Annotated in this window: 23 protein-coding genes and 1 tRNA gene; 11 read left to right on the plus strand and 13 right to left on the minus strand. The window is 74.2% G+C overall.

Going from position 1 to position 23,060, the window contains the following annotated elements:
• Positions 1-27: 27 nt before the first annotated feature.
• Positions 28-969 (minus strand): TerD family protein, encoded by a 942-nt coding sequence (locus ACIF8S_RS06560; protein ID WP_399997676.1) that lies wholly within the window; start codon positions 967-969, stop codon positions 28-30.
• A gap of 173 nt (positions 970-1,142) precedes the next feature.
• Here ACIF8S_RS06560 and ACIF8S_RS06565 point away from each other — a divergent pair, with 173 nt between their 5' ends.
• Genes ACIF8S_RS06565 through ACIF8S_RS06575 form a run of 3 tightly spaced genes read left to right on the plus strand, consistent with a single transcriptional unit; the run spans position 1,143 to position 5,634 of the window.
• On the plus strand, positions 1,143-2,309 hold the full coding sequence (locus ACIF8S_RS06565; protein WP_399997678.1) for an HpcH/HpaI aldolase/citrate lyase family protein: 1,167 nt from the start codon (positions 1,143-1,145) through the stop codon (positions 2,307-2,309).
• A gap of 32 nt (positions 2,310-2,341) precedes the next feature.
• Positions 2,342-4,825 (plus strand): phosphoribosyltransferase, encoded by a 2,484-nt coding sequence (locus tag ACIF8S_RS06570; RefSeq protein ID WP_399997680.1) that lies wholly within the window; start codon positions 2,342-2,344, stop codon positions 4,823-4,825.
• Positions 4,825-5,634: an HAD family hydrolase gene (locus tag ACIF8S_RS06575; protein WP_399997681.1), complete on the plus strand. Its 810-nt coding sequence runs from the start codon at positions 4,825-4,827 to the stop codon at positions 5,632-5,634. The genes ACIF8S_RS06570 and ACIF8S_RS06575 overlap by 1 nt, the downstream gene beginning before the upstream one ends.
• An 82-nt stretch (positions 5,635-5,716) precedes the next feature.
• Here the strand turns inward: ACIF8S_RS06575 and ACIF8S_RS06580 are convergent, their stop codons facing one another.
• From ACIF8S_RS06580 to ACIF8S_RS06595, 4 genes are all read right to left on the minus strand, one after another.
• Positions 5,717-6,448, minus strand: coding sequence for a DedA family protein (locus ACIF8S_RS06580; RefSeq protein WP_399997683.1), 732 nt, complete (start codon positions 6,446-6,448; stop codon positions 5,717-5,719).
• Positions 6,449-6,495: 47 nt separating this feature from the next.
• The gene (locus ACIF8S_RS06585; protein ID WP_399997684.1) at positions 6,496-6,720 is read right to left on the minus strand and encodes a zinc ribbon domain-containing protein; all 225 of its coding nucleotides are present in this window, start codon (positions 6,718-6,720) and stop codon (positions 6,496-6,498) included.
• A gap of 36 nt (positions 6,721-6,756) precedes the next feature.
• Positions 6,757-8,187 carry a hypothetical protein gene (locus tag ACIF8S_RS06590; RefSeq protein ID WP_399997685.1) on the minus strand — a complete coding sequence of 477 codons (1,431 nt, stop codon included), beginning with the start codon at positions 8,185-8,187 and terminating at the stop codon, positions 6,757-6,759.
• 74 nt (positions 8,188-8,261) lie between these two features.
• A complete protein-coding gene (locus tag ACIF8S_RS06595; protein ID WP_399997687.1) occupies positions 8,262-9,065 on the minus strand; it encodes a DUF4097 family beta strand repeat-containing protein in 804 nt (267 codons plus the stop codon).
• A gap of 209 nt (positions 9,066-9,274) precedes the next feature.
• Here ACIF8S_RS06595 and ACIF8S_RS06600 point away from each other — a divergent pair.
• Positions 9,275-9,346 (plus strand) — tRNA-Val (locus tag ACIF8S_RS06600).
• Between the two features lie 99 nt (positions 9,347-9,445).
• Here ACIF8S_RS06600 and ACIF8S_RS06605 read toward each other — a convergent pair.
• Both ACIF8S_RS06605 and ACIF8S_RS06610 read right to left on the minus strand, forming a co-directional pair.
• Positions 9,446-9,856 (minus strand): PGPGW domain-containing protein, encoded by a 411-nt coding sequence (locus ACIF8S_RS06605; RefSeq protein ID WP_399997688.1) that lies wholly within the window; start codon positions 9,854-9,856, stop codon positions 9,446-9,448.
• A 109-nt stretch (positions 9,857-9,965) separates the two neighbouring features.
• A complete protein-coding gene (locus ACIF8S_RS06610) occupies positions 9,966-10,307 on the minus strand; it encodes a hypothetical protein (protein ID WP_399997690.1) in 342 nt (113 codons plus the stop codon).
• A gap of 108 nt (positions 10,308-10,415) precedes the next feature.
• Here ACIF8S_RS06610 and ACIF8S_RS06615 point away from each other — a divergent pair, with 108 nt between their 5' ends.
• Positions 10,416-10,649, plus strand: a complete 234-nt coding sequence (locus ACIF8S_RS06615) for a DUF2277 domain-containing protein (RefSeq protein ID WP_399997691.1) — start codon at positions 10,416-10,418, stop codon at positions 10,647-10,649.
• Between the two features lie 197 nt (positions 10,650-10,846).
• Here the strand turns inward: ACIF8S_RS06615 and ACIF8S_RS06620 are convergent, their stop codons facing one another.
• The 4 genes from ACIF8S_RS06620 to ACIF8S_RS06635 form a co-directional block, all read right to left on the minus strand.
• Positions 10,847-11,452 carry a DedA family protein gene (locus ACIF8S_RS06620; protein ID WP_399997692.1) on the minus strand — a complete coding sequence of 202 codons (606 nt, stop codon included), beginning with the start codon at positions 11,450-11,452 and terminating at the stop codon, positions 10,847-10,849.
• A 303-nt stretch (positions 11,453-11,755) separates the two neighbouring features.
• Positions 11,756-12,208: a DoxX family protein gene (locus tag ACIF8S_RS06625; protein WP_349793235.1), complete on the minus strand. Its 453-nt coding sequence runs from the start codon at positions 12,206-12,208 to the stop codon at positions 11,756-11,758.
• Between the two features lie 255 nt (positions 12,209-12,463).
• A complete protein-coding gene (locus ACIF8S_RS06630) occupies positions 12,464-14,110 on the minus strand; it encodes an alkaline phosphatase D family protein (RefSeq protein WP_399997694.1) in 1,647 nt (548 codons plus the stop codon).
• Between the two features lie 90 nt (positions 14,111-14,200).
• Positions 14,201-14,845, minus strand: a complete 645-nt coding sequence (locus tag ACIF8S_RS06635) for an HNH endonuclease family protein (RefSeq protein WP_399997696.1) — start codon at positions 14,843-14,845, stop codon at positions 14,201-14,203.
• A 444-nt stretch (positions 14,846-15,289) separates the two neighbouring features.
• On the opposite strand from ACIF8S_RS06635, the gene ACIF8S_RS06640 reads away from it, so the two are divergent.
• Both ACIF8S_RS06640 and ACIF8S_RS06645 read left to right on the plus strand, forming a co-directional pair.
• Positions 15,290-15,871 (plus strand): TMEM165/GDT1 family protein, encoded by a 582-nt coding sequence (locus ACIF8S_RS06640; RefSeq protein WP_349793240.1) that lies wholly within the window; start codon positions 15,290-15,292, stop codon positions 15,869-15,871.
• A 178-nt stretch (positions 15,872-16,049) separates the two neighbouring features.
• On the plus strand, positions 16,050-16,715 hold the full coding sequence (locus ACIF8S_RS06645) for an HAD-IA family hydrolase (RefSeq protein WP_399997697.1): 666 nt from the start codon (positions 16,050-16,052) through the stop codon (positions 16,713-16,715).
• Positions 16,716-16,871: 156 nt separating this feature from the next.
• Here the strand turns inward: ACIF8S_RS06645 and ACIF8S_RS06650 are convergent, their stop codons facing one another.
• Positions 16,872-17,087 carry a peptidoglycan-binding protein gene (locus ACIF8S_RS06650; protein ID WP_399997698.1) on the minus strand — a complete coding sequence of 72 codons (216 nt, stop codon included), beginning with the start codon at positions 17,085-17,087 and terminating at the stop codon, positions 16,872-16,874.
• 7 nt (positions 17,088-17,094) lie between these two features.
• Between ACIF8S_RS06650 and ACIF8S_RS06655 the strand changes: the two genes are divergently transcribed.
• Both ACIF8S_RS06655 and ACIF8S_RS06660 read left to right on the plus strand, forming a co-directional pair.
• Positions 17,095-17,397, plus strand: a complete 303-nt coding sequence (locus tag ACIF8S_RS06655; RefSeq protein WP_399997699.1) for a hypothetical protein — start codon at positions 17,095-17,097, stop codon at positions 17,395-17,397.
• A gap of 1,467 nt (positions 17,398-18,864) precedes the next feature.
• Positions 18,865-20,898 carry a DHA2 family efflux MFS transporter permease subunit gene (locus tag ACIF8S_RS06660; protein WP_399997700.1) on the plus strand — a complete coding sequence of 678 codons (2,034 nt, stop codon included), beginning with the start codon at positions 18,865-18,867 and terminating at the stop codon, positions 20,896-20,898.
• Between the two features lie 30 nt (positions 20,899-20,928).
• Here ACIF8S_RS06660 and ACIF8S_RS06665 read toward each other — a convergent pair whose 3' ends face one another.
• On the minus strand, positions 20,929-21,420 hold the full coding sequence (locus tag ACIF8S_RS06665; protein ID WP_399997701.1) for a GNAT family N-acetyltransferase: 492 nt from the start codon (positions 21,418-21,420) through the stop codon (positions 20,929-20,931).
• 166 nt (positions 21,421-21,586) lie between these two features.
• On the opposite strand from ACIF8S_RS06665, the gene ACIF8S_RS06670 reads away from it, so the two are divergent.
• Entirely contained in the window at positions 21,587-22,258 is a 672-nt protein-coding gene (locus tag ACIF8S_RS06670) for a hypothetical protein (protein ID WP_399997703.1), read from the plus strand.
• A 5-nt stretch (positions 22,259-22,263) separates the two neighbouring features.
• Entirely contained in the window at positions 22,264-23,052 is a 789-nt protein-coding gene (locus tag ACIF8S_RS06675; RefSeq protein ID WP_399997704.1) for a hypothetical protein, read from the plus strand.
• The last annotated feature ends 8 nt before the right edge of the window (positions 23,053-23,060 follow it).

Below are 23,060 nucleotides of genomic sequence, written 5' to 3' on the forward strand. Positions count from 1 at the left end.
GCGCGGCCGGCCCGGGAACTGTCCCGTCTAGCGTCCGACGAACTGCGGCCCCTGCGGCGGCAGCCGGAACTCCGGGTCGGGCGCGCCCGTGGCGGGCGGCGGGAAGCCGTACCGGTCCTGCGCCGCCTGGGCCGCCGCCGTGGCGGGCGCGGGCGCCGGATAGCCGTACGGGGGCGGGCTCGTCGGGTGCGGGTAGCCGTAGGCGGGCTGCGTGGCCGGGGGCTGCTGCGGGGGATAGCCGTACGCGGGCTGCGTGGGGACCGCCGCGGGCGGCTGCTCGGGCGGCAGCGGGCGGGACGGCTCCGGGGCCGCCGGCACCACCGGGGCCTGCGGCTGGGTCAGCGCGTCGGGCGAGACGCCCTCGGGGGCCTGCGCGGGCGGCTCCGGCGTGGCCGGGCGGTCCGCGTCGGGTCCCTCGGCGGCCTCCGACTCGTCCACCGAGATGCCGAAGTCGGTCGCCAGGCCCTTCAGCCCGTTGGAGTAGCCCTCGCCGAGTGCCCGGAACTTCCAGCCCTCCCCGCGCCGGTACAGCTCACCGCAGATGAGCGCGGTCTCCCGGCCCGTCTCCGGCTTGACGTCGAAGTACGCCAGCGCCTCGCCGTCGGACGTCTGCGCGTCGTACAGCAGGATGCGCAGGTCCCGTACGCGGTCGAAGGTGACCCCGTCCGCCGACGCGACGAGGAGAATCCGGCCGACACCCGACTCGACACCGGCCAGGTCTGTCTGGATCGTGTCGGTCAGGCCCTCGGTGACCCGCTTCTTCCCGAGCCGCCACACCTTCCCGGACGGGTGCCGGGGCTGGTTGTAGAAGACGAAGTCCTCGTCGGAGCGCACACGGCCGTCGAGACCGAGGAGCAGCGCGGAGGCGTCCACGTCCGGCACCCCCTGCCCGGGCGACCAGCGCAGCACGGCGCGTACCGTGGTGGCCTCGAGAGGGACGTTCGACCCCTTCAGCATCGCGTGCGTCATGCGGTCATCCTGCCTTCTCCGTCCTGGTCACGACAATGCGGGGGGTTGGCTCCGACACCACGGGGTTACCTGAAGTTCATGCCCGGCGGGAACCGCCGACATGGACTTCTACGTACTATTACCGGCCACCTTTCGGCACATCACAGCGTCCACCACAGCCACGGGGGAGTTCAATGCGTCATTTCGGGCACATCGCCCCTGCGGTGCGGAAACGTCTCTTCTACCGGGAGCCCTGCTCCTTCACCGCCGACTCACCGGCCCGGGTGCTGTCCGCCGCGCTCGGCGCCACCCTCTACAGCCCCGCCACCCGGTCCCGGCTCGCCGACGACGTCGTCAAGCGGGGCGCCCGCGGCGTGGTCTCCATGGTGCTCTGCCTGGAGGACTCCATCAGCGACGCCGACGTCGCCGCCGGCGAGGAGAACCTGGTCCGCCAGCTCACCGACCTGGCCGGACGGCCCGGGGCGGACCTGCCCCTGCTGTTCGTCCGGGTCCGGGTCCCCGAGCAGATCCCCGACCTGGCCCGCCGCCTCGGCCCCGCGGTCTCGCTGCTGTCCGGATTCGTGCTGCCGAAGTTCACCGCCGAGCGCGGACTGCCGTTCCTCGAGGCGCTCACCGCCGCCGAGTCCGCGAGCGGGCGCCGGCTGTTCGCCATGCCGGTGCTGGAGTCGCCCGAGCTGCTCTACCGCGAGAGCCGCGTGGAGACCCTGGAGGGCATCTTCGGCGCCGTCGACAAGTACCGCGACCGCGTGCTCGCCCTGCGCCTGGGCGTCACCGACTTCTGCTCCTCCTACGGGCTGCGCCGGGGCCCCGACATGACGGCGTACGACATCCAGGTCGTCGCCTCGGTGATCTCCGACGTGGTGAACATGCTGGCCCGGGCCGACGGCACCGGATTCACCGTGACCGGTCCCGTGTGGGAGTACTTCCGGGTCCAGGAGCGCATGTTCAAGCCACAGCTGCGGCAGAGCCCCTTCCTGGAGGTGCAGGCCACGGAGCTGCGCGAGACGCTGATCGAACACGCCATGGACGGCCTGCTGCGGGAGATCGCCCTCGACCGGGCCAACGGCCTGCTCGGCAAGACCTGCATCCATCCGTCCCACGTGCTGCCCGTGCACGCGCTGTCCGTCGTCAGTCACGAGGAGTACAGCGACGCCCAGGACATCCTGCGGCCGGAACGCGGCGGCGGAGGTGTACTCAGGTCCGCGTACACCAACAAGATGAACGAGGTGAAGCCGCACCGCGCCTGGGCGGAGCGGACCATGCTGCGCGCCGAGGTCTTCGGCGTCGCCAACGAGGACATCGGCTTCGTGGAACTGCTCGCGGCGGGCCTGGCGGAGTGACCGAGAGGGAGAACAGGTCTGTGAACGAGGGGATGCGCCGACCGACGCGTCACGACACCCCGGCCGGTGCGGACACCTGGTCCGGCACCTGGGTCGCCGAGCGGCTCGGCGTCGAGCTGACCGGCGACGAGCGGCTGCCCGGCCTGCTGGGGCTGGCGCTGCGCCGCAACCCCAAGCGGGCCCACCTGCTGGTGTCGAACGTCCTCGGCAAGCACGTCCCCCAGGCCCCGTCCGTGGTCCACGGGCACGGCGTCGAGCTCGGCCGCCGGGTGCGGGAGCTGCTGGGCGCGGAGGCGGCCGCGCGCGCCGTCGTGCTCGGGTACGCCGAGACCGCGACCGGGCTCGGCCACTCCGTCGCCGACGGCCTGGGCACCGCCCCCTACCTGCACTCCACGCGCCGGCCGGTCGCCGGGGTCGCCACCGCCGGCGGTTTCGAGGAGTCCCACTCGCACGCCACCTCCCACCTGCTGCTGCCGGAGGATCCGGCGCTGCTGGCGGGGGACGGGCCGCTGGTGCTGGTGGACGACGAATTCTCGACGGGGAACACGGTGCTGAACACCGTGCGCGCTCTGCACGCGCGGTATCCGCGGGGACGGTACGTCGTCGTCGCACTGGTCGACATGCGGTCGGCGGCGGACGCCGGGCGGCTGGAGGAGTTCGGCCGGGAGATCGGGGCGCGGATCGATCTGGTGACGGTCGCGTCGGGGACGGTGCGGTTGCCTGACGGCGTCCTGGAGAAGGGGCAGGCGCTGGTCGCGGAACATGAGACGGCCGCGGCGCCCACCGGGCCGCAGTCGGCCGGGGACCTCACGCGAGTGGACCTGCGCTGGCCGGCCGGTCTCCCCGACGGAGGCCGTCACGGGTTCACCCCCGCCCACCGCACCCGGCTGGACGCCGCCCTCCCCGCCATGGCGGCCCGCATATCCGCCGTCCTCCCCGAGGAGACGCACCGCGTGCTCGTCCTCGGCTTCGAGGAACTGATGTACGCCCCCCTGCGCCTCGCCACCGAGCTGGAGCGCACCACCGGCGCCGAGGTGCGCTACTCCACCACCACCCGCTCACCCGTCCTCGCGGTCGACGACCCCGGATACGCCATCCGCACCCGCCTGGTCTTCCCCGCCCACGACGACCCCGCCGACGGCCCCGGCGAGCGCTACGCCTACAACGTCGCCGGCGCCGGTTTCGACGCCGTCGTCGCCGTCGTCGACTCGGCCGCCGACACCCCCGCGCTGCACGCGCCCGACGGCCTGCTCGCCCGGCTCGCCGAACACACCCCGCGGGTCCTCCTCGCGGTCGTACCGTCGTACGTGCCCACCGCGCCCGCCGCCGTCCAGGACGCCCCCGAAAGGCCCGCCACCATGCTGCCCGAGCCCCTCCGAGGCCCCGCCTTCTCCTCGTACGCGCCCGAGGAGGTCGGCTGGCTGCTCCAGGACCTCTCGGACGTGACGCTGGAGGCGCCCACCGAGGAGCGCGAGGAGGCCATCCAGAGCGGCGGCGCCCACTACGCCGAGTCGCTGCCCGTGGAGTACCAGCCCAGCGAGCAGTACCAGCAGCTCTTCCACAGCGCCCTGGAGGCGTCGGCCGCCCGCCTGGCGCACGCCGTCGGCGTGGTCACCGAGTCCGTCCTCGCAGAGCGGTCTCCCCGCCCGGTACTGGTGTCCCTGGCGCGCGCCGGCACCCCGGTGGGCATCCTGATGCGCCGCTGGGCGCGGCACCGGCACGGCCTCGACCTGCCGCACTACGCCGTCTCCATCGTGCGCGGCCGCGGCATCGACGCCAACGCCCTGCGCTGGCTGGCCGCCCACCACGACCCGCGCGACGTGGTGTTCGTCGACGGCTGGACCGGCAAGGGCGCCATCACCCGCGAACTGGCCCAGGCCGTCGAGGAGTTCGAGAAGACCGAGGGCGTCACCGGCTTCGACCCGGAGATCGCGGTCCTCGCCGACCCCGGCTCCTGCGTCCGTACGTACGGCACCCGCGAGGACTACCTGATCCCGTCCGCGTGCCTCAACTCCACGGTGTCCGGCCTGATCTCGCGCACCGTGCTGCGCGCCGACCTGGTCGGTCCCGACGACTACCACGGCGCCAAGTACTACCGCGAACTCGCCGGCGCGGACCTGTCGGTGGCCTTCCTGGACGCCGTCGCCGCCCGCTTCGAGGAGGTCACCGAGGCCGCCTGCGCCGAGGCCAAGGAGCTGCTCGCCGCCGACCGCACGCCCACCTGGGAGGGCTGGGCCGCGGTGGAACGCATCAGCGAGGAGTACGGCATCCACGACGTGAACCTCGTCAAGCCCGGCGTCGGCGAGACCACCCGGGTGCTGCTGCGCCGGGTGCCGTGGAAGGTGCTGGCCCGCGCCGGGGCCGGGAGCGACCTCGACCACGTCCGCCTGCTCGCGGAGCAGCGGGGCGTCCCCGTCGAGGAGGTCGCCGACCTGCCGTACACCTGCGTCGGCCTGATCCACCCCCGCTTCACCCGGGGCGCGACCGGCGCCGACGGCACGGCGGTGAGCCGCTGATGCCCGTCGTCGTCGCCAGCGACCTGGACCGCACCCTCATCTACTCCGCCGCCGCCCTCGCGCTGACCATGCCCGACGCGCGGGCGCCCAGGCTGCTGTGCGTGGAGGTCCACGAGAGCCGGCCCCTTTCCTACCTGACGGAGACCGCCGCCCAGCTCCTCACCGAGCTGGGTGACGAGGCCCTGTTCGTCCCCACCACGACCCGCACCCGCAAGCAGTACCAGCGCATCAACCTGCCCGGCCCCGCCCCGACGTACGCGATCTGCGCCAACGGCGGGCACCTGCTCGTCGACGGCGTCTCCGACCCCGACTGGCACGCGGGCGTCCAGGCCCGGCTGGCCGACGAGTGCGCCCCGCTGGCCGAGGTGCAGGAGCACCTGCTGCGCACCGCCGACCCCGTGTGGGTGCGCAAGCACCGGTCCGCCGAGGACCTCTTCGCCTACCTCGTCGTCGAGCGCGAGCTGCTGCGCGAGGAGTGGGTGAAGGAACTCGGGGAGTGGGCGGAGAACCGCGGCTGGACGGTGTCCCTCCAGGGCCGCAAGATCTACGCCGTGCCGAAGCCGCTCACCAAGAGCGCGGCCATGCGGGAGGTCGTCCGGCGCACCGGCGCGGACCTCACCCTCGCCGCGGGCGACTCCCTCCTCGACGCGGACCTGCTCCTCGCCGCCGACCTGGGCTGGCGCCCCGGCCACGGCGAACTCGCCGAGGCGTCCTGGACGGCCCCCGGCATCCGCTCCCTGCCCGAGCGGGGCGTGGCGGCGGGCGAACGCATCCTCCGCGAACTCCTCCGCACCATCCGCTCCCGCTGACTCCGCCCCGCCCCGCGGCGGCACGGGCCCCGCAGGGCGCCGCTCGCGGAGAGCGGGGACGGCGTTGGCGGGGCGGCCCCCGTCAGTCGGGGCGGCGCAGGGTCAGGGTGTCCGTGGGGGAGGGGCCGGGAGGGGTGTCGTCCGGCCCGGCGGACGCGTCGTCCTTGGCGGTGCGGGCGCGGCGCAGGCGCAGGACCACGAAGGTCACGAGGGCCAGGGCGGCAGCCGCCAGCACCACCTTGGAGTAGGCCGAGACGACGGACGTGACCTCGGTCCAGTTGTCGCCGAGCGCCCAGCCCGCCAGCACGAACGCCGTGTTCCAGATCGCGCTGCCCAGCGTGGTCAGGCCCAGGAACAGCGGCAGCGGCATCCGCTCCACCCCGGCGGGCACCGAGACGAGACTGCGGAAGACCGGGATCATGCGGCCGAAGAAGACCGCCTTCGACCCGTGCCGCAGGAACCACGCCTCCGTCTTCTCGACGTCCCCGACCTTCACCAGCGGCAGCCGCCCCGCGAGCGCCAGCGTCCGGTCCCGGCCGAGCAGCGCGCCCACCCCGTACAGCGCGAGCGCGCCGACCACCGAGCCGGCGGTGGTCCACAGCAGCACGGCGACGAGGCTCATCCGCCCGCTGCTCGCGGCGAACCCCGCGAGCGGCAGGATCACCTCGCTGGGGATGGGCGGGAAGAGGTTCTCGAGCGCGATGGCGAGCCCGGCCCCCGGGGCGCCGAGGGCGTCCATGAGGCCGTTGACCCACTGCGGTCCGCCGCCCGTGTCCGCGGCGGATGTGATCCCGTGTGCTGCGCCGGCTGTCATGCCCCCACGCTAGGAAGACCAAGCTGAAGGGGACCTGAGGACGGAGGTCAGCCGCAGCATCCCCCGCCGCAGCAGCCGCCACCGCCGCCCGCGCCGGGCGCCGGGACCGCCGCGGACGCGGCGGCGGTGCCGCCCACGGCCACCGTGGACAGCAGCTTCACCGTGTCGTCGTGGCCCGCCGGGCAGGCCGCGGGGGCCGAGGACTCCGCCATCGGACGGCTCAGTTCGAACGTGTCGCCGCAGGTGCGGCAGCGGTACTCGTAGCGAGGCATGGGCACAGGTTAACCGGACCGGCGGGGGCGGACCGGTCAGTTGGCGCCGGCCCCGCGCTCCTCCCGGATCCGTGCGACCACGCGGCCCACCGTCTCCCGTACCTCCTCCGTCTCGGTGAGGAAGTGCCAGTAGTCGGGGTGGCGGCCCTCCAGCCCGGCGACGGCCCGCTCCAGCCGGGCCACGGCGTCGTCTAGCGGACGGGCGTGGCGCGGGTCGGGGGTGTTGCGGCCGGCCATGGCGAGCCGCTGGGCGTCACGGATGGCGAACCGGGTGCGCTCGATCTCCCGCTCCGGGTTCTTCTGCACGGCGTTCAGCCGCCGCAGCCGGTCGCCGGCGGCCGACACGGCCTCGTCGGTGGTGTTCAGCAGCGCCCGCGCGGTGGACAGCAGCGCGGTGGCGTCCGCCCAGCGCTGTTCGTCACGGGCCGCCCGGGCCTCGGTGAGTCGTTCCTCCGCCTGCCGGACGTTGCGCCCGGCCATCTCGGGCACGCCCTGGAGGTCCTGCCAGCAGGCGACGGTGAAGCGCCGGCGCAGCTCGCTCAGCACCGGCTCGACCTGCCCGGAACGGGTGGTGAGCGCCTCGGCGCGGGTACGCAGGGACACCAGCCGGTGGTCGATCTCGGCGGCCCGCTCCGGCAGCCGCTCCGCCTCCACGCGGACCGCCTCGGCCTCGCGGGTGACGCGGGCCGCCCGGTCCAGGGTGCCGGGCACGCCGTGCTGTCCGGCGCCCTGGTTCAGCTTGGTCAGCTCCGGCGAGAGCGCGGCGAGCCGGGCCGCGAGGTCGTCGGCCTTGAGCCCGGCGCCGCGGGCGGTGTCGAGGGCCTGGGAGGCGGCGAGCAGCGCCTGCCGGGCGCGTTCCACGGCGGGCGCCAGCCGGGCCAGCTGGGTCTCGGCCTTGCCGAGCAGCGGGCCGAGCCCGTCCGCGAACCGGTCCAGGTCCTGCTTGACCCGGCCCAGCTCCTCCTTGGCGGCGGTCAGCTCGGTGCGGGCCCGGGAGGCCGTGGCGGCGTCCAGGTCGTCCCGGTCGAGGTCGTGGGCGTCGACGGCGGTGATGTAGCGGTGGCTGGCCTCGTCGATGCGCCGGCCGAGCGCCGCGAAGTCGTCGACGACCCGGCGGGCGGCGGGGGAATCGTCGACGGCGGTGATCGTCTCGACGGAGATCCGCAGATCACGCTGGGCGGTGTCGAGTTCGTAGAAGGCGGCGGCCGCCGCGTCCTTGGCGGCCTGCGCCTCGGCGCGCTGGTTCTCCGCGCGTCCGCCGAACCAGCGGCGGGTGCCGCCGCCGGCGAACGCGGCGGGCAGCGCGAGCGCGGCGACCAGCGGAAACGCCATGAGGGCGAGCGTGTCGCGCAGCGGCTCCGCGGCCCGGCGGCGGCGCCGCCCCGGCGGCAGGGGGGACACGGTCCGGCGCGCGCGAGGCACGCGCGGCTCCGACGGCGAGTACGGCTGCGCTGGTGTCGCCGTCACATCCCTCTCCCGTACTGTCGTTCGCCCGGCCCGATGTCATTCTCCCACCGGTACAGGACGAACACACGGGCCCGTCAGTTCGCCGTGCGGACGGTGAGTTTGCCGTCGCCGGTGCGGGCGGTCACCTCGTGGGCGCTGGAGTCGTCGCGCGGCACGGACACGTCCTCGGCGCCGTCGCCGGTGGAGGTGTCCACCCGGTACGCGCCGCGGGGCAGTTCGATGGTCAGCGAACCGTCGCCGCTGCGGGACTCCACCCGGTCCGGCACGGCGCCGAGAGTGAGGTGCACCGAGCCGTCCCCGCTCTGCGTGCGCACGCTGCGGGAGGAGACCTCCGCGCGCACCGATCCGTCGCCGGTACGCAGCTCCAGGGGGCCGCTGGTGTCCGTGACCCGGACCGAGCCGTCCGTGGTGCGGATCCTCAGCGCGTCCCGGAAGCCCTCGGCGCGGACGCTGCCGTCCTTGTCCTCGACGGTGACGGCGACCCCGCGCGGCACCTCGATGCGGTGCTTGGCGGCGCAGTCCGCGACGAAGCCCGAGCACTTCTCGCGCAGCACCAGCCGGTCGCCCTCCATGGACCAGGTGACCTTCGGGTCCGAGCCGAGGGTGACGCTGCCCTGGAACCAGCGGGTGACCGCGATCTCGCCCGCCGGCTGCGCGTCCGAGGCGACGATCTCCAGCGCCGAGTCGTCGGAGTCGATGGTGAGGGTGGTGCCGGGCAGGGCGAAGGCGCGGTGGTCCGGCTCGGTGTCGTCGTCGGCCGACGCGCAGGCGGTCAGGGCCGCGCCGAGCACCACGACGGCACCGGCGAGCGCGAGGGCCCGCACCCGCCGGGTGCCGGAGCTACGGGTGGTGCGGGCGGCGCGGATGGTGGCGGTCATGACGGTCTCCCCCTGGAACGGACGGCTGGCCCTGCGAAGGTGTTCGGACGTCTTCGACCGTACGGAGCCGGGAGGCGTACGGGGATCCGGCCGACCGGCGGATCCGGGGTGGGGATAACCCCAGGACCGGGGGGCCGACGGGGTTTGCGGGACCGTGACCCGGGCCATGTAGGCTGTCCACTCGACCTGGGCGGTGCCGCCCGGGCCGGGGGTGCGTAGCTCAGGGGTAGAGCGCCTGCCTTACAAGCAGGATGTCGGCGGTTCGAAACCGTCCGCGCCCACGCAGATCAGAGGCCCCTCTCCCGTCCGGTGAGGGGCCTCTTTCGATCCTTCGGGAGATCGGCGGGAGACCGCGCGGACGGCACGGCCCGGTGATCCCGTCAGCCGGTCCCGCGGACACCGGTGCGCGTCGTGCGGTAGCTGTACACCAGCAGGGCGATGAGGATGACGCCCGACAGGATGAGCCCCGCGCCCGTCGGCCAGCCGCCGAAGGGGAGTTCGGGCATGACGCCCCAGAACAGACCCGCCGCGAGCAGGGCCGCTGCCACCAGGCAGGAACCGGCGATCCGGGCGGGCGAGGAGACACTCTCCCTGGCCGCGCTCATGGCGCGCCGGCGCACGGGGTCGACGAAGCGGGCCACGGTGGGGAACTGTTCGGCGAGGATGAGCAGCCCGGCGAGGATGAGCAGCAGTCCGGGGCCGGGCAGGACCAGCAGTGCGACGCCGACGAGCAGCAGCGCGCCCCCGGCCACGAGTGCGACTCCCCTGCGCAGGACGTTTCGGCTGCTCACCTCTGCCTCTCGTGGTCTCCTCATGTGACGCACGGGCGCTGGAACGATGGTCCACTTCCATGCTGCTGCCGGGACGCCTCCCGTGCAATCCACCGGCCGTGCGCGGGAACTACGGCGAGTCCTCCGCGACTTCGCGGGCGTGCTTCAGCGCGGAGCGGGCGTGCACGCGGTCGGTGCCGGTCAGTTCGGTCCAGTAGCGGTGGGTGCTGACGAACACCGCGAGTTCGTGCTCGCGGCGCCGCAGCTTCTCGACCTCGGCCTGCTCGTCCTCGGTCCAGCCGGGGGAGGCGGGGCGCTCGACCTTGCGCCAGCCGTTGTCGTCACTGAACCCGTCGAGGGGTTCGACCGACCAGGGGAGCCGCTTCAGCAGGGCCGACAGCTCGGCCCGGACCTGATGCAGTTCCTCCTGACCGGCACGGAGGTCACTCGGAAAGTCATAGGTCGCAGCCACACGACAATGATACGCCTGTTCGAATTTGGGTGGCGAGTCACTCAGGGGTCCTGGGGCGGGATTCACTCCTTCGTGGCCCCGGGCGGCCCGAGGCGCAAGACTGGGGGCATGTGCCGGAGTATCAAGACCCTGCGTCCGCCCGCGCTGCCCGAGGAGGCCACGGAGGAGGAGATCAGGGCCGCCGCCCTGCAGTACGTCAGGAAGGTGTCCGGGTTCCGGGCCCCGGCCGCCCACAACCGCGAGGTGTTCGACCGCGCGGTCGAGGCGATCGCCGAGGCCACGGCCGACCTCCTGGACAACCTGGAGGTCCGAGGCACCCCGGCCCGCCAGGCAGCCAGCTGAACCCTTGCCGGCGGGCCGACGGCATCCCGTCGGCCCGCCGCGAGCCGGATGGTGTGCCACGCCGGTGACGCTCGCCGAGCGCTGGGTGGGCGGCCGTCGCCCGTGGTCTCGCGGTGGTGCGAAGCGCCGTCGGTCCGGGGTGGTCGCGCGGGTCGCGCGACGCCTGCGGACCGCGCCGCGCGCCCGCCGCGCGTCGGTTACTGCGCCTGGGCCTGGGAAGGGCGGGGACGGCGCATCAGGTAGGCGGCGCCGGCGCCCGCCGCGAAGAGCGCGCCGACGGAGACCGCCGTGGCCAGCCACGTGGCGCCGAGCCACTGGCCGCCGAAGTAGCCGAGGGCGACGCTGTAGCCCGCCCAGGACAGGCCCGCCAGGGCCGACCAGGGGAGGAAGTCGCGGGCGCGGTGGCGGGCGGCGCCGGCGCCGAGGGAGACCACGGAGCGGCCGGCCGGCGCGAACCGCGCGAGGACCACGAGGCCGCCGCCGCCCCGGGCGAGCGCCGCGCCGAGACGTTCCTGCGCGCTCCGCAGCCGGCGGGAGCGCGCGATGGCCCGGTCCAGGCGGGGGCCGCCGCGCCAGGCGAGGCGGTAGGCGACCAGGTCGCCGAGGACGGAGGCGGTGGCGGCGCACAGCGTCAGGATCAGCATGTCGGGCACGTAGGCGGCGGTGCTCGCGGCCGCAGCCGTGGCCGCGGTGATCACCAGCACCCCGCTGGGCAGCACCGGGAGGAACACGTCGAGCAGGACCGACAGGGCCACCACCGCGTAGATCCACGGGCTGCCGACCAGCGACCCGACACTCTCCACTCGCACTCCCCGTACGCCCCCGTGGGCCCGTGCCCCGCCGCGCTGTCGCGGGGGAAGCGGCAGGAATGGCAGGAGAGGCCGATGACAGCCATACAGCGTACGCCCGGTAAGTGACAGAAAGGTCACGGGGGGTTCGTTCGCCCGGCGTCGCCGGTTCCCGTCCCGGACACGAGGGCGCCCCCTGCCCGGTGTGCGGCAGGGGGCGCCGTGTGCGACTCGGTGCGGGTGCCGTGGGGAGGCTCCGGCGGCCGTGCGGTCGTGCGTTGCGGTGAAGCGGTCAGGCGGTCAGACGGCCAGGGGCGGTCACGCGGTCACCGGGGTCTGCTCCGCCGGCTGTGCCTGCCGCACCGTGGAGCGCTTGGCGAGCAGGCGGTCGAGCCCGAAGGCCCCGGAGCCGGTGAAGACGAGCAGGAACATGGCCCAGCAGTACATGGCCGCACCCTCGCCGTGGTTCTGGATCGGCCAGAGGGCCTCGGGCTGGTGCACCTTGAAGTACGCGTACGCCATCGCGCCGGACGATATGAACGCGGCGGCACGGGTGCCGAGGCCGAGCAGGACGAGCGCGCCGCCGACGAGTTCGATCAGGGCGGCGTACCAGCCCGGCCAGGCGCCGGTCTCGACGGTGCCGCCGTTGCCGTCCGTGCCGCCGAGCAGGCCGAGCAGGGACACGGCGCCGTGGCAGGCGAAGAGCAGTCCGACGACCATGCGGAACAGGCCCAAGGCGTAGGGCTGGGCGCTGGTGAGGCGTCCGTTCATGCGGGGGATCTCCTTCGGTCACGAACCGGCCCCCGGAAGAGGCCGGTCCTGGGGGCGGAACCGAGTCGTGATCCCACGTTAGGTGTGCCTAAAAGATGCTTGCAAGTTCAACATTTGGCCACGGGTTCAGCCCCCTCCGGCCGCCCCCGACGCCCCTCTCCGCATGTCACCGCGCGCACCGGACCGCCCGCCCGGCCGCAGGGGTGACCGGATCCACCCCCCGTTGCACAGCGGACTCACAGGTGTTCGCCGGTCTCAGCGGCTCAACTGCCGCTCCATCACGCGCCGGAGCCGCACACCGGCCTTCTCCTGCTGGGCGTGTTCCAGCCGCAGCACCGCCGAACGCCCGCGCGTGGCCAGCGTCATGAGCTGGTTGCCGAACCAGGGCCCGCCCGTCCGGCGCCAGCCGACCGGTGGCCGCCCGAGCCCGCCGTGCCGCACGAACACCCGGCCCAGCCGCCGGGCCGCGGCGCTCCACCCGAAGCGGAAGCCGGCCCGCATGGAGGCGGGGATGGAGTTGTGGACCGGCGAGCAGGTCAGCTGCAGCACGCGCGCGTCCGGCCCCGGACGCCCCGGCCAGTTCGGCTCGGCGACATAGGCGTGGTGGACGTCCCCCGACAGCACGCACACCGTGGCGGGCGCGTCCGGACCGCTGCCCGCGTCGGCGACCAGCTCCGCCAGCTCGGTGAACGAGTCGGGGAACGCCGACCAGTGCTCCAGGTCCGCCGCCCGCCGCAGCTTCTCCCCGAAACGGGCCCAGCGCGGCCCCTTGTCGCCCCGGCACAGCACGGAGCTCCACGCCTCGACGTCGTGCACCAGGTGGGGGAGCAGCCAGGGCAGCGACGTACCGATGAGCAGGTGGTCGTACGAGGCGCGGTCGTCGAACACCTGGGCGCGCAGCCAGTCGGCCTCGTCCCGGTCGAGCATCGAGCGCCGCTCCTCCTCCAGCACCCGCGCCGCACGGCTGTCCACCATGACCAGCCGCACCCGGCCGAAGTCGCGCCGGTAGCTCCAGCGCACGGCCGTCGCGTCGGCCTCCGCCTCTGCGGCGAAGGCGCGCAGCGCGTCGGTGCCGTCGGGGACCTCCCGTACGGCCGCGTACAGCGGGTCGGCGTCGGCGTCGGCGGGGGAGAGGTTGCCCAGGTGCTGGTACACCCAGTACGACATCAGTCCGCTGAGCACCCGCTCCCGCCACCAGGAGGTGGCGCGCATGTCCTCGACCCAGGAGGCGGAGGTGTTCCAGTCGTCGATCACGTCGTGGTCGTCGAAGATCATGCACGTGGGCACGGTGGACAGCAGCCAGCGCACCTGCGGGTCGAGCCAGGACTCGTAGTAGAGGTGGGTGTACTCCTCGTAGTCCGCCACCTGGCTGCCCGGCGGCCGGCTCAGGTCGCGGCGCCCGGCCAGCCACTCCTTCGTGGCCTCGGAGGTCTCGTCGGCGTACACCTGGTCGCCCAGGAGCAGCAGCACGTCGGGCCGTTCGCCCTCCGGATCGGCGGCGATGCGCTTCGCCAGCGCGTCCAGGGCGTCGGGTCCCACGGGGTCGGGCTCCCCGGTGGGCGGGGAGGCCCAGCGGCAGGAGCCGAAGGAGATGCGCGCACGGTCGTCACCGGCCGGGGTGCGGATCACCGACGGCGGGAACGACGGGAAGGGCTCCCGGTCGAGCGGCCACACCCGGGTGCCGTCCACGAACACCTCGTACGGGGTGGCCGTCCCCGGGGCGAGGCCGGTGACGCGCACCAGCGCGTAGTGATGACCGGCCACCTGAAAGGTGCCGGACGTCCCGCCGGAACCGTCCGGACAGCGCACCTCCACGGTGCCCGGGCCGTCCGTCTCGGCCCAGACGCTCGCGGACGAGCCGTCGACGTACCTCAGCAGTGGTCCGAGCCGCAGTCCGGCCATGGTGACCCCTTCCTCCGTCGCCCCGTACGGTACGCAGCGACGGAGGCCACCGGGGAGATTGGCGCACCCGGCAGTTCGGGCCGTGCCGCGTCAGCAGTTGTTGAGGTACCCCTGGAGGGCGGATTTCTCGGCCGAGTCGACCGCCAGGTCGTAGTGGTACTTCACCTGGACCCACGCGCGGACGTAGGTGCAGCGGTAGGCCGTGCGGGACGGCATCCAGGTGGCGGGGTCCTGGTCGCCCTTGGACTGGTTGACGTTGTCGGTGACGGCGATCAGCTGCGGGCGGGTGAGGTCGTTGGCGAAGGCCTGCCGCTGGGCGGTGGTCCAGGAGCTCGCGCCGGAGTCCCATGCCTCGGCCAGCGGCACCATGTGGTCGATGTCGACGTCGGAGGCGGCGGACCAGGTGGCGCCGTCGTACGGGGAGTACCAACTGCCGCTGGTGGCGGCGCAGGAGGAGTTCGTGACGACGTTCGTGCCGTCGCGCTTGAGGATCGTCTCGCGGGTGTTGCAGCTGCCGCTGATGGTGATCCAGTGCGGGAACAGGTCGCGGTTGTAGCCGGTGCGGCTCTCGGTGCGCACGGGGAGGGTGGCGAGGTAGCCGCGGGCGGTGGCGGCGCTCACCGGGGTGGGGAGGGCGGCGGAGGCGGCCGGGGCGTTGAACAGCCCCGCGGAGGCTATGAGTCCGGTGAGCGCCGCGGCTATGCTGAGCCGTCGACGCGCGTAGAACTTCGTCATGCGAACTCCCTTGTGGGGTGCGGGGGTTGGCGTGCGGGCAGGGGAATGCTCGCGGCGCCGTGTTGCCGGGAGGCGTGGGTCCGGTAAGAAGTTAATGACGTGCTCATGACACGTCTATGGTTCAGGTGTGAAGTTTCCGCGCACGGAGGTACGGGGACCGGTACGGGGCCTGTCACGGGGACGGGCTTTCGGGGTCCGCGCGGACGTCACGTACCATGGGCGGCGCAGAAGGGGAGTAGCCCTTTGCCGGACCGTCGACATACTGCTCAGCGAGCCTGAGCCGGCGCCCGGAGGCAGGCCCGTGAGGGCCGGCCGGCGAGACCTTCGGCAAGCAGTGCACGCCTGTGCCGTACGGCACGGGCACCGTGTGTGCTGCCGTGCCGAGGTGTCTTGCGCGCAAGTTCGTCACTCTCGGCGGGGCAGCCCCCGACCGATTGAGGAACCTTGATCAGCCTGACCGTGACGGCCGTCGTCTTCGGCGTCGTCTTCCTGGCAGAACTGCCCGACAAGACCGCGCTCGCCGGGCTCGTCCTCGGCACCCGCTACCGCGCCTCGTACGTCTTCGCCGGCGTCGCCGCCGCCTTCGCGGTGCACGTCGCCCTGGCGGTGGCGGCGGGAAGTGTGCTGACCCTGCTGCCGCAGCAGCTCGTGCACGCGATCACGGGCGTGCTCTTCCTCGGCGGCGCGGCGGTGCTGCTGTTCAGGAAGGACGACGACGAGGAGGAGGTCCGCAAGCCCGAGGACCAGTCCTTCTGGAAGGTCGCCGGGGCCGGGTTCATGCTGATCCTCGTCGCCGAGTTCGGCGACCTCACGCAGATCATGACGGCGAACCTCGCCGCCCGGTACGACGACCCGGTCTCCGTGGGCGTGGGCGCCGTGCTCGCCCTGTGGGCGGTGGCCGGTCTCGGCATCGTCGGCGGCAAGGCGCTGATGAAGCGGGTGCCGCTGAAGCTGATCACGCGGATAGCGGCGCTGCTCATGCTGGCCCTCGGCGTGTGGAGCCTGTGGGAGGCGGTCGCCGGGTGACGCCCGGACGGCAGGCCGGCGAACACCCGGTGCACCCGCTGGCGGGAGAGCGGGGTAGTTTTGTACCGTGGATGAACAAAGTGGCTCCCGCCCGTTTCCCCTGACCGGCGGGCGGGGCCGCTCTGTCCCCGACGGACCCCGCCCCCACGGTCCCGCCCCCCGCTTCTTGGAGCAGCCGATGACGGCCACCCCCTCCGTACTCACCGCCCGTGCCCTCCTGCTGGACATGGACGGCACCCTCGTCAACTCCGACGCCTCCGTCGAGCGCATCTGGCGGCGCTGGGCCGACCGCCACGGACTCGACGGCGACGAGGTCATGAAGGTGGTGCACGGACGCCAGGGCTACGCCTCGATGGCCATGCTGCTGCCCGACCGGCCGATGGAACAGAACCACGCCGAGAACGCCCGGATGCTCGCGGAGGAGACCGCGGACACCGAGGGCGTCGTCGCGATACCGGGCGCCCGTGAGTTCCTCGCCTCCCTCGCCGGGCTGCCGCACGCGCTCGTGACGTCCGCGGACGTCGCCCTGTCCACGGCGCGGATGGCCGCCGCCGGGCTGGAGCAGCCCGCGGTCCGCGTCACGGCGGAGTCGGTCGGCGCGAGCAAGCCGGACCCGGAGGGGTTCCTGAAGGGGGCGGCGGAACTGGGTGTCGCCCCGGCCGACTGCGTCGTCTTCGAGGACTCCGGTGCGGGGATCGCGGCGGGGCGCGCCGCGGGGATGCGGGTGGTGGGGATCGGGCCGCGGGCCGGCTTCCACGGGCCGGACGTGGTCGTCCGTGATCTGACGCAGGTGCGGGTGGAGCGGATGCCTTCGGGGATGGTCCGGCTGCACATCGCCGCGTAGGCGGGGCCCTTGTCCGGGGCTGCGCCCCGGACCCCCTGACGGCCCTGGCGGGCCTCGTCCTCAAGCGCCGGACGGGCTGGAATCAGCCCCTCCGGCGTTCGAGCGGCGAGGGTCGGGGCGGAGCCGGCCCCGGGGCGGAGCCGGCCCCCGGAGCGGTCAGGGGGCCCGGGTTTCCGTTTCCAGGCGGGCGCGGGTCCGGGGGCCGTAGACGCCCGTCTCCTCCGCGATGCCGCGCGACCACTGGTAGGCGCGGACCGCTTCCTCCACGCGCGGGGTGTACTGCCCGTTGATGTCGCCGTGGTACAGCCACACCTGGCGCAGGCGCTGCTGGAGTGCGGTGACCTCCGGGCCCCGGTCGCCGCGCCGCAGCACGGGCGCGGTGCCGCCCGGGTCCGTCGGCTCCGGGGCCACGGCGGGCGCGGACGACGCGGCGCCGGTCGACGCGGTCGCCGACGGTTCGGCCGGCGCGGAGGCGCTCGGCGCGGAACTGGATACCGAGGGCGACGGGGAGGCGGACGCGCTCGCGCTCGCGGACGGGGAGCCGGAGGCCGAGGGGGACGCCGACGGCGACGCGGACGAAGCGTCGGGGGACGGCTCCGCCGACGGCGACCCGGACGGCCGGTCCGGCACGCTCGCCCTGACGTCGTCCGGTGCCGCGTCGTCCCGGGACGGCGAGTCGTAGGAGAACAGACCGCTCGCCCAGCCCGCCGCGCCCAGCACGGCCACGGCCGCACCGGACGCCGCGATCAGCGCACCTCGCCTGCGGCGGCCGCGCTGCGGGGGTTCGTCGCCTGTGTGCCGTGCGGCTGCCGCCGCCCCCGCGGGCACCTGTCGGAGAGGGCGCGTGGCGTCGTCGAAGAGGCCGAGGTCGTCGGCGTTGGGCCGTGCCGTCCCCGGCGCGAGGGGGCTGGGCAACCCGGACACGGCCGCTGGCGCGGCGGCGGTCCCCGCGGCTTCCGCCGCCGCGCCGGGCCGGACGGCCCGCAACGTCATGGTGGCGTCGACCGCCCCCGGCTCCGCGCCGCCGTCCGGTACCGGCGCCCCGCCGACCGGCTGCCCTCCCGCGCCGTGCGCACCAGTGCCGGACGGGTCTGTGCCCGATGGGCCTGCGCCGGACGGGCTCGTGCCCGATGGGCCCGCGCCGGACGGGCTTGCGGCGGACGGTGCCGCGCCGGGGGCGCCCGCGCCTGCGGTCTGCGCGCCTGTTCCGGCCGGGCCTGCGCCCGATGGGCCTGTGCTGGACGGGCTCGTGCCCGATGGGCCCGCGCCGGACGGGCTTGCGGCGGCGGACGGTGCCGCGCCGGGGGCGCCCGCGCCTGCGGTCTGTGCGCCCGTGCCGGACGGGCCCGCGCCCGCGCTCTGCGTTCCTGTGCCGTGCGCGCCCGTGCCGGTGGCGGGCGTTGCCGCGCCGGAGGCGCCCGTGCCGTGGGCGTCTGCCCCCGTGCCGCCGTGTGTGCCCGTGGCGGGTGCCCCCGTGCTGTTCGGTGGTCCGGCCGGCGTGGTGGGCGGAGGCGTGTCGGGGCGGATGGCCTTCAGGGTCATGGTGGCGTCGGGCGCCGGTTCACCGGACTCCGGTGTCTGCGGCCCGGCGGTCGCGCCCGACGGTGTCGAGCCGTGCGGTCCCCGGGGCGCGGGCGCCCCGTGGGCGGCCGGTCCGCCGGGAGCTTCCGTGTGCCCGTACCCGGAAGCGGGCGGCGCCCCGTCCGTGGGCGGCCCCTCCGGTGACGAAGGCGTTCCCCGTTCTCCGTCCCCCGCCGGAGGCGTGGCCGTTGCCTGTGGCAACCCGTCCGGCGTAGTCGGGGTGGGGCAGTCGTCCAGTTCTACGTACGGCCGTATGCGCAGGGGGTCGAAGTCCTCCGCCGCTGCCGCCTCCGCCGTGCGGGCGTCGCGCAGGGCGTCGGACGCACGCCGGGTGCAGCCGCACGCCGGGGTGTTGTCCCTGTTCCTGGGCGCACCGCATTCCGGGCACGGGTGTCCGTTCGGCTGTTCCACGTGTCGTCCCTCCCCTCGCGAACTCCAGAGATTATGCAGATCTTCTTCACACTCCCGTCCGCGCGCCCCCGGAATGGGGACTTCCGGAAGGACTCAACAGGCCATATGCGGTCACTCCGATCACGATGGATGGTGAAACGAACCTCTGGAGGTCCGCATGGCCGGGGACGCGCCGGGCACCGCCCACAGCAAGGAACAGGTGTCCGGCAGCGTGGTGCTGTCGATCGGCGCGCTGTTGCTCGGCCTGCTGCTGGCCGCCCTCGACCAGACCATCGTCTCCACCGCCCTGCCCACCATCGTCAGCGACCTCGGCGGCCTGGAGCACCTGTCCTGGGTGGTCACCGCCTATCTGCTGGCGTCCACCGCCGCCACCCCGCTGTGGGGCAAACTCGGTGACCAGTACGGCCGCAAGCGCCTGTTCCAGACCGCCATCGTCATCTTCCTGGTGGGCTCGGCGCTGTGCGGGGCGGCGCAGGACATGCCCCAGCTGATCGGCTTCCGCGCGCTCCAGGGCCTGGGCGGCGGCGGCCTGATCGTGCTGTCGATGGCGATCGTCGGCGACCTGGTGCCGCCCCGCGAACGCGGCCGCTACCAGGGCCTGTTCGGGGCCGTGTTCGGCGCGACGAGCGTGCTCGGACCGCTGCTCGGCGGACTGTTCACCCAGCACCTGAGCTGGCGCTGGGTCTTCTACATCAACCTGCCCGTCGGCATCGTCGCGCTCGCCGTCATCGCCACCGTGCTGCACATCCCGCGCCGGTCGACCAAGCACGTGATCGACTACCTCGGCACGCTGCTCATCGCCTCGGTCGCCACCAGCCTGGTGCTGGTCGCCTCCCTCGGCGGCAACACCTGGCCCTGGGCCTCACCGCAGATCATCGGGCTCGCGGTGCTGGGCGCCGTACTGATCGTCGCGTTCGTGGCGGTGGAGCGGCGGGCCGCCGAACCGGTGCTGCCGCTGAAGCTGTTCCGGGTGCGGACCTTCAGCCTGTCCGCCGTGATCAGCTTCATCGTCGGCTTCGCCATGTTCGGCGCGCTGACCTATCTGCCGACCTTCCTCCAGGTGGTGCACGGGATCAGCCCGACCCTGTCCGGGGTGCACATGCTGCCGATGGTGGCGGGCATGCTGCTGTCCTCCACCGGCTCCGGACAGATCGTCAGCCGCACCGGCCGCTGGAAGGTCTTCCCGGTCGCGGGCACCGCCGTCACCGCCGTCGGACTGCTGCTGCTCCACCAGCTCGACACGCAGAGCTCCACCGCGCTGATGAGCGCGTACTTCTTCGTCTTCGGACTCGGGCTCGGGCTGGTCATGCAGGTCCTCATCCTGATCGTGCAGAACGCCGTCCCCTACGAGGACCTCGGCGTCGCCACCTCCGGCGCGACCTTCTTCCGGTCCATCGGTGCCTCGTTCGGTGTCGCCGTCTTCGGCGCGATCTTCGCCGGCCGGCTCGGCGACCAGCTCTCGGCCGCCTTCCGCGGCGCGGACCTCCCGGCCGGCGTCTCCGCCGACACGCTGGAGGCCGACCCGCGTGGCATCGGCGCCCTGCCGCCCGCCCTGCGCCCGGCCGCGCTCGACGCCTACTCCACCGCCATCACGGACGTCTTCCTGTACGCCGTGCCGGTGGCGCTGCTGGGCTTCGTGCTGGCGTGGTTCCTCAAGGAGGACCCGCTGCGCGCCTCGGTCACCGCGCCCGACGCGTCCGAGACCCTGGCCCCGAACCCGGTGGAGCGCTCCTCGCACGACGAGGTGTGCCGCTCGCTCTCGGTGCTCGGCACCCGGGAGGGGCGCCGGGAGATCTACCGAAAGATCACCGACCGCGCGGGCTACGACCTGCTCCCGGCGTCGAGCTGGCTGCTGCTGCGGATCCGCCGGCACGGCTCGGTGGAACCGGCCCGGCTCGCCGAGCGCAACCCCGTCCCGCTGGACGTCGTCCTTGAGGCCACCCGCCAGGTCGAGAGCCGGCACCTCGCCGTGCGCCGGGGCGTGGACATGGTGCTCACCGACGAGGGCCGAGAGGTGACCGAGCGGCTGGCCCGGGCGCGCGAGGAGTCCCTGGCCGAGCTGCTCGGCGACTGGTGGGGCCCGGACCGCCCGACCGACCTGGTGCAGCTCGTGCACGAACTCAACGACGAGCTGTGCGGCTCCCGGGGCGAACGCCCCCAGAGCAGGCGCGCGGTGACCCCCGCCTCCTGACCCGGCGGCCCCGGCCCGTACGGGCGTCCGTCAGCCGAGCCGCTTGGCGAACCAGTGTTCGGCGTACGGGGCCGTGTTGTGGGGCGCGGTCTCGCGGTAGCCGAGGCGGGCGTACAGGGCTCGCGCCTCGACCAGGTCGCCCCGGGTGTCCAGCACGACGTCACGGGCGCCGGCGGCGCGGGCCACGTCCTCGGCCGCCCGCACCAGCAGGGCCGCGCCGCCCCGGCCGCGCATCCGCTCGTAGAGGAACACCCGGGTCAGCTCGGCGGGCCCGCCGGGCGGCAGCCGCACGCCCGCGCAGCCGGCCGGCTCGCCCGCGTACCGGGCGACCAGCAGCCGGCCCCGGGGCGGGGCGAGATCGGCGCCCGGATCGGCGGCGACCTCCCGCTCCAGCTCCTCCGGGTCGGTACGGCGGCCCTCGTGCAGCAGGTACCAGCGGTCGCTGACTTCCGTGTAGTACGCCCGCCAGAGCGCCGAGGCGGCGGGGGAGCCGGGCTGTTCCGGCGCGACGGTCCAGGTCATGCCCGCATTGTCGGGGCCCTGCGGGGCGTCCGCGCAAGCGAATTGGGGGGTGGCAGGCGGCCAGGGCGTCTGCGCCGCGCAGTTTGTGCGTCGCGCATCGGGCAACCCGATGCGCGAACCGGCTCGCGAGGAGTGCCGGTTGGGACGAAACCCCCGGAAGGCATTCATGTCCACTGGCCTGATCATTGCGTTGATCGTGATTGTCGCGGTCGTTGTCGCCGTCGCGGCCGTCCTGACCCTGCGCGCACGCGGCCCGCGGCACGGTGCGAACCTGAAGCGCCGCTTCGGCCCCGAGTACGAGCGTGCCGTCGCCCGGCACGACGGGGACACCAAGGCCGCGGAGCGGGAGCTGGCCGAGCGCGTGGAGCGCCACGGCTCCCTGGAGGTACGGCCGTTGGAGCCCGCCCAGCGTGAGGCGTACGAGGCGCGCTGGACGGCCGCGCAGGAGCGGTTCGTCGACGCGCCGCGGGAGGCCGTCGTCGAGGCGGACCGCCTGATCGCCGAACTCGCCGGCACGCGGGGCTTCCCCGCCGACGGCCACTACGAGGAGCAGCTCGCCGCGCTGTCCGTGCACCACGCCCACCACGTCGAGGGCTACCGGCGCGTGCACCGCGTCGCGCAGACCCGTCCGGACGGCACGCACGACGTGAACACCGGCACGGAGGAGATGCGCGAGGCGATGGTCGAGGCGCGGGCGCTGTTCGAGGAACTGGTGCGCCCGTCGCGGCGCGAGGGCGGACGCCGTGCCGTCGCCGGTGACCGCACGGCCCCGGCCACCCCGCGCGCCGGCCACCGCACCCCGTCGATGCTGCACCGCCGCCAGGCGAAGGAGAGCTGATCGCCATGCCCGACACCCCCCGTCACACCCAGGACACCTGGCTCCCCGGCACCCCGGGGTCCGGCCCCGCCCCGGACGCCCCGCACTCCGGTTCCGCCGCCGCGGACCCCGGGTACGAGGCGACCACGCTCCACGGCAAGACCGACGCGGCGGGTGCCACCCGTGGGACGGACACCGCGCACCGTGCCGGTGGCACGGAGACCGGGTCCGCCGGTTCCGGCGGGACCGACAGCCCGCTGGTCGCGGCGCACCCGCGGAGCGGCACCGGCACGCACGGCACCGACGCCACCGCGTCGGCCACGTCCGCCCGGACTTCGGCACCCGGCCCGGCCGACCACACCTCGGTGCCCGGCTCGGCGGACCGCACCTCCGTGCCCGGCCCCGACGGCACCGGCGCCCACACCACGCCCCCCGGCACGGACGGCGCCGGCGCCCGCACCACCGGTCCGCACAAGGACGGCACCCCGCACGGGTCCTCCCCGCACACCGGTTCCGACGGGCGGCTGCTGCCGACCGACACCTGTGACCGGCTCTCCGAGCAGTTGCGGCAGGCAGTGGCCGGTTTCGTGGACCGGCCGCGGGACGCCGTCGAGGAGGCCGACCTCGTCCTGCAGGAGCTGACCGAGCGGCTGACCGACGCGCTCACCGAGCGCCGCCGCACCCTCACGCGGAACTGGAAGGCGCCCGCCCAGGGCGAGCCGAAGGACGGGGCCGCGCCGGCCGCCGACACCGAGCAACTGCGCCTCGCGCTGCGGGACTACCGCGAGCTGGCGGAGCGCCTGATGGGTGTCTGAGCCGTCCC

The organism is Streptomyces sp. NPDC085937 (assembly GCF_044540535.1).
Taxonomy (GTDB): domain Bacteria; phylum Actinomycetota; class Actinomycetes; order Streptomycetales; family Streptomycetaceae; genus Streptomyces.

Bases quoted from the DNA above. Each gene is read 5' to 3' on its own strand.
- ACIF8S_RS06570 (WP_399997680.1), top strand. From the start codon at position 2,342: ATGCGCCGACCGACGCGTCACGACACCCCGGCCGGTGCGGACACCTGG.
- ACIF8S_RS06565 (WP_399997678.1), top strand. From the start codon at position 1,143: ATGCGTCATTTCGGGCACATCGCCCCTGCGGTGCGGAAACGTCTCTTC.
- ACIF8S_RS06670 (WP_399997703.1), top strand. From the start codon at position 21,587: ATGTCCACTGGCCTGATCATTGCGTTGATCGTGATTGTCGCGGTCGTT.
- ACIF8S_RS06665 (WP_399997701.1), bottom strand. From the start codon at position 21,420: ATGACCTGGACCGTCGCGCCGGAACAGCCCGGCTCCCCCGCCGCCTCG.
- ACIF8S_RS06595 (WP_399997687.1), bottom strand. From the start codon at position 9,065: ATGACCGCCACCATCCGCGCCGCCCGCACCACCCGTAGCTCCGGCACC.
- ACIF8S_RS06575 (WP_399997681.1), top strand. From the start codon at position 4,825: ATGCCCGTCGTCGTCGCCAGCGACCTGGACCGCACCCTCATCTACTCC.
- ACIF8S_RS06635 (WP_399997696.1), bottom strand. From the start codon at position 14,845: ATGACGAAGTTCTACGCGCGTCGACGGCTCAGCATAGCCGCGGCGCTC.
- ACIF8S_RS06660 (WP_399997700.1), top strand. From the start codon at position 18,865: ATGGCCGGGGACGCGCCGGGCACCGCCCACAGCAAGGAACAGGTGTCC.
- ACIF8S_RS06630 (WP_399997694.1), bottom strand. From the start codon at position 14,110: ATGGCCGGACTGCGGCTCGGACCACTGCTGAGGTACGTCGACGGCTCG.
- ACIF8S_RS06560 (WP_399997676.1), bottom strand. From the start codon at position 969: ATGACGCACGCGATGCTGAAGGGGTCGAACGTCCCTCTCGAGGCCACC.
- ACIF8S_RS06625 (WP_349793235.1), bottom strand. From the start codon at position 12,208: ATGAACGGACGCCTCACCAGCGCCCAGCCCTACGCCTTGGGCCTGTTC.
- ACIF8S_RS06615 (WP_399997691.1), top strand. From the start codon at position 10,416: ATGTGCCGGAGTATCAAGACCCTGCGTCCGCCCGCGCTGCCCGAGGAG.
- ACIF8S_RS06580 (WP_399997683.1), bottom strand. From the start codon at position 6,448: ATGACAGCCGGCGCAGCACACGGGATCACATCCGCCGCGGACACGGGC.
- ACIF8S_RS06675 (WP_399997704.1), top strand. From the start codon at position 22,264: ATGCCCGACACCCCCCGTCACACCCAGGACACCTGGCTCCCCGGCACC.
- ACIF8S_RS06645 (WP_399997697.1), top strand. From the start codon at position 16,050: ATGACGGCCACCCCCTCCGTACTCACCGCCCGTGCCCTCCTGCTGGAC.
- ACIF8S_RS06585 (WP_399997684.1), bottom strand. From the start codon at position 6,720: ATGCCTCGCTACGAGTACCGCTGCCGCACCTGCGGCGACACGTTCGAA.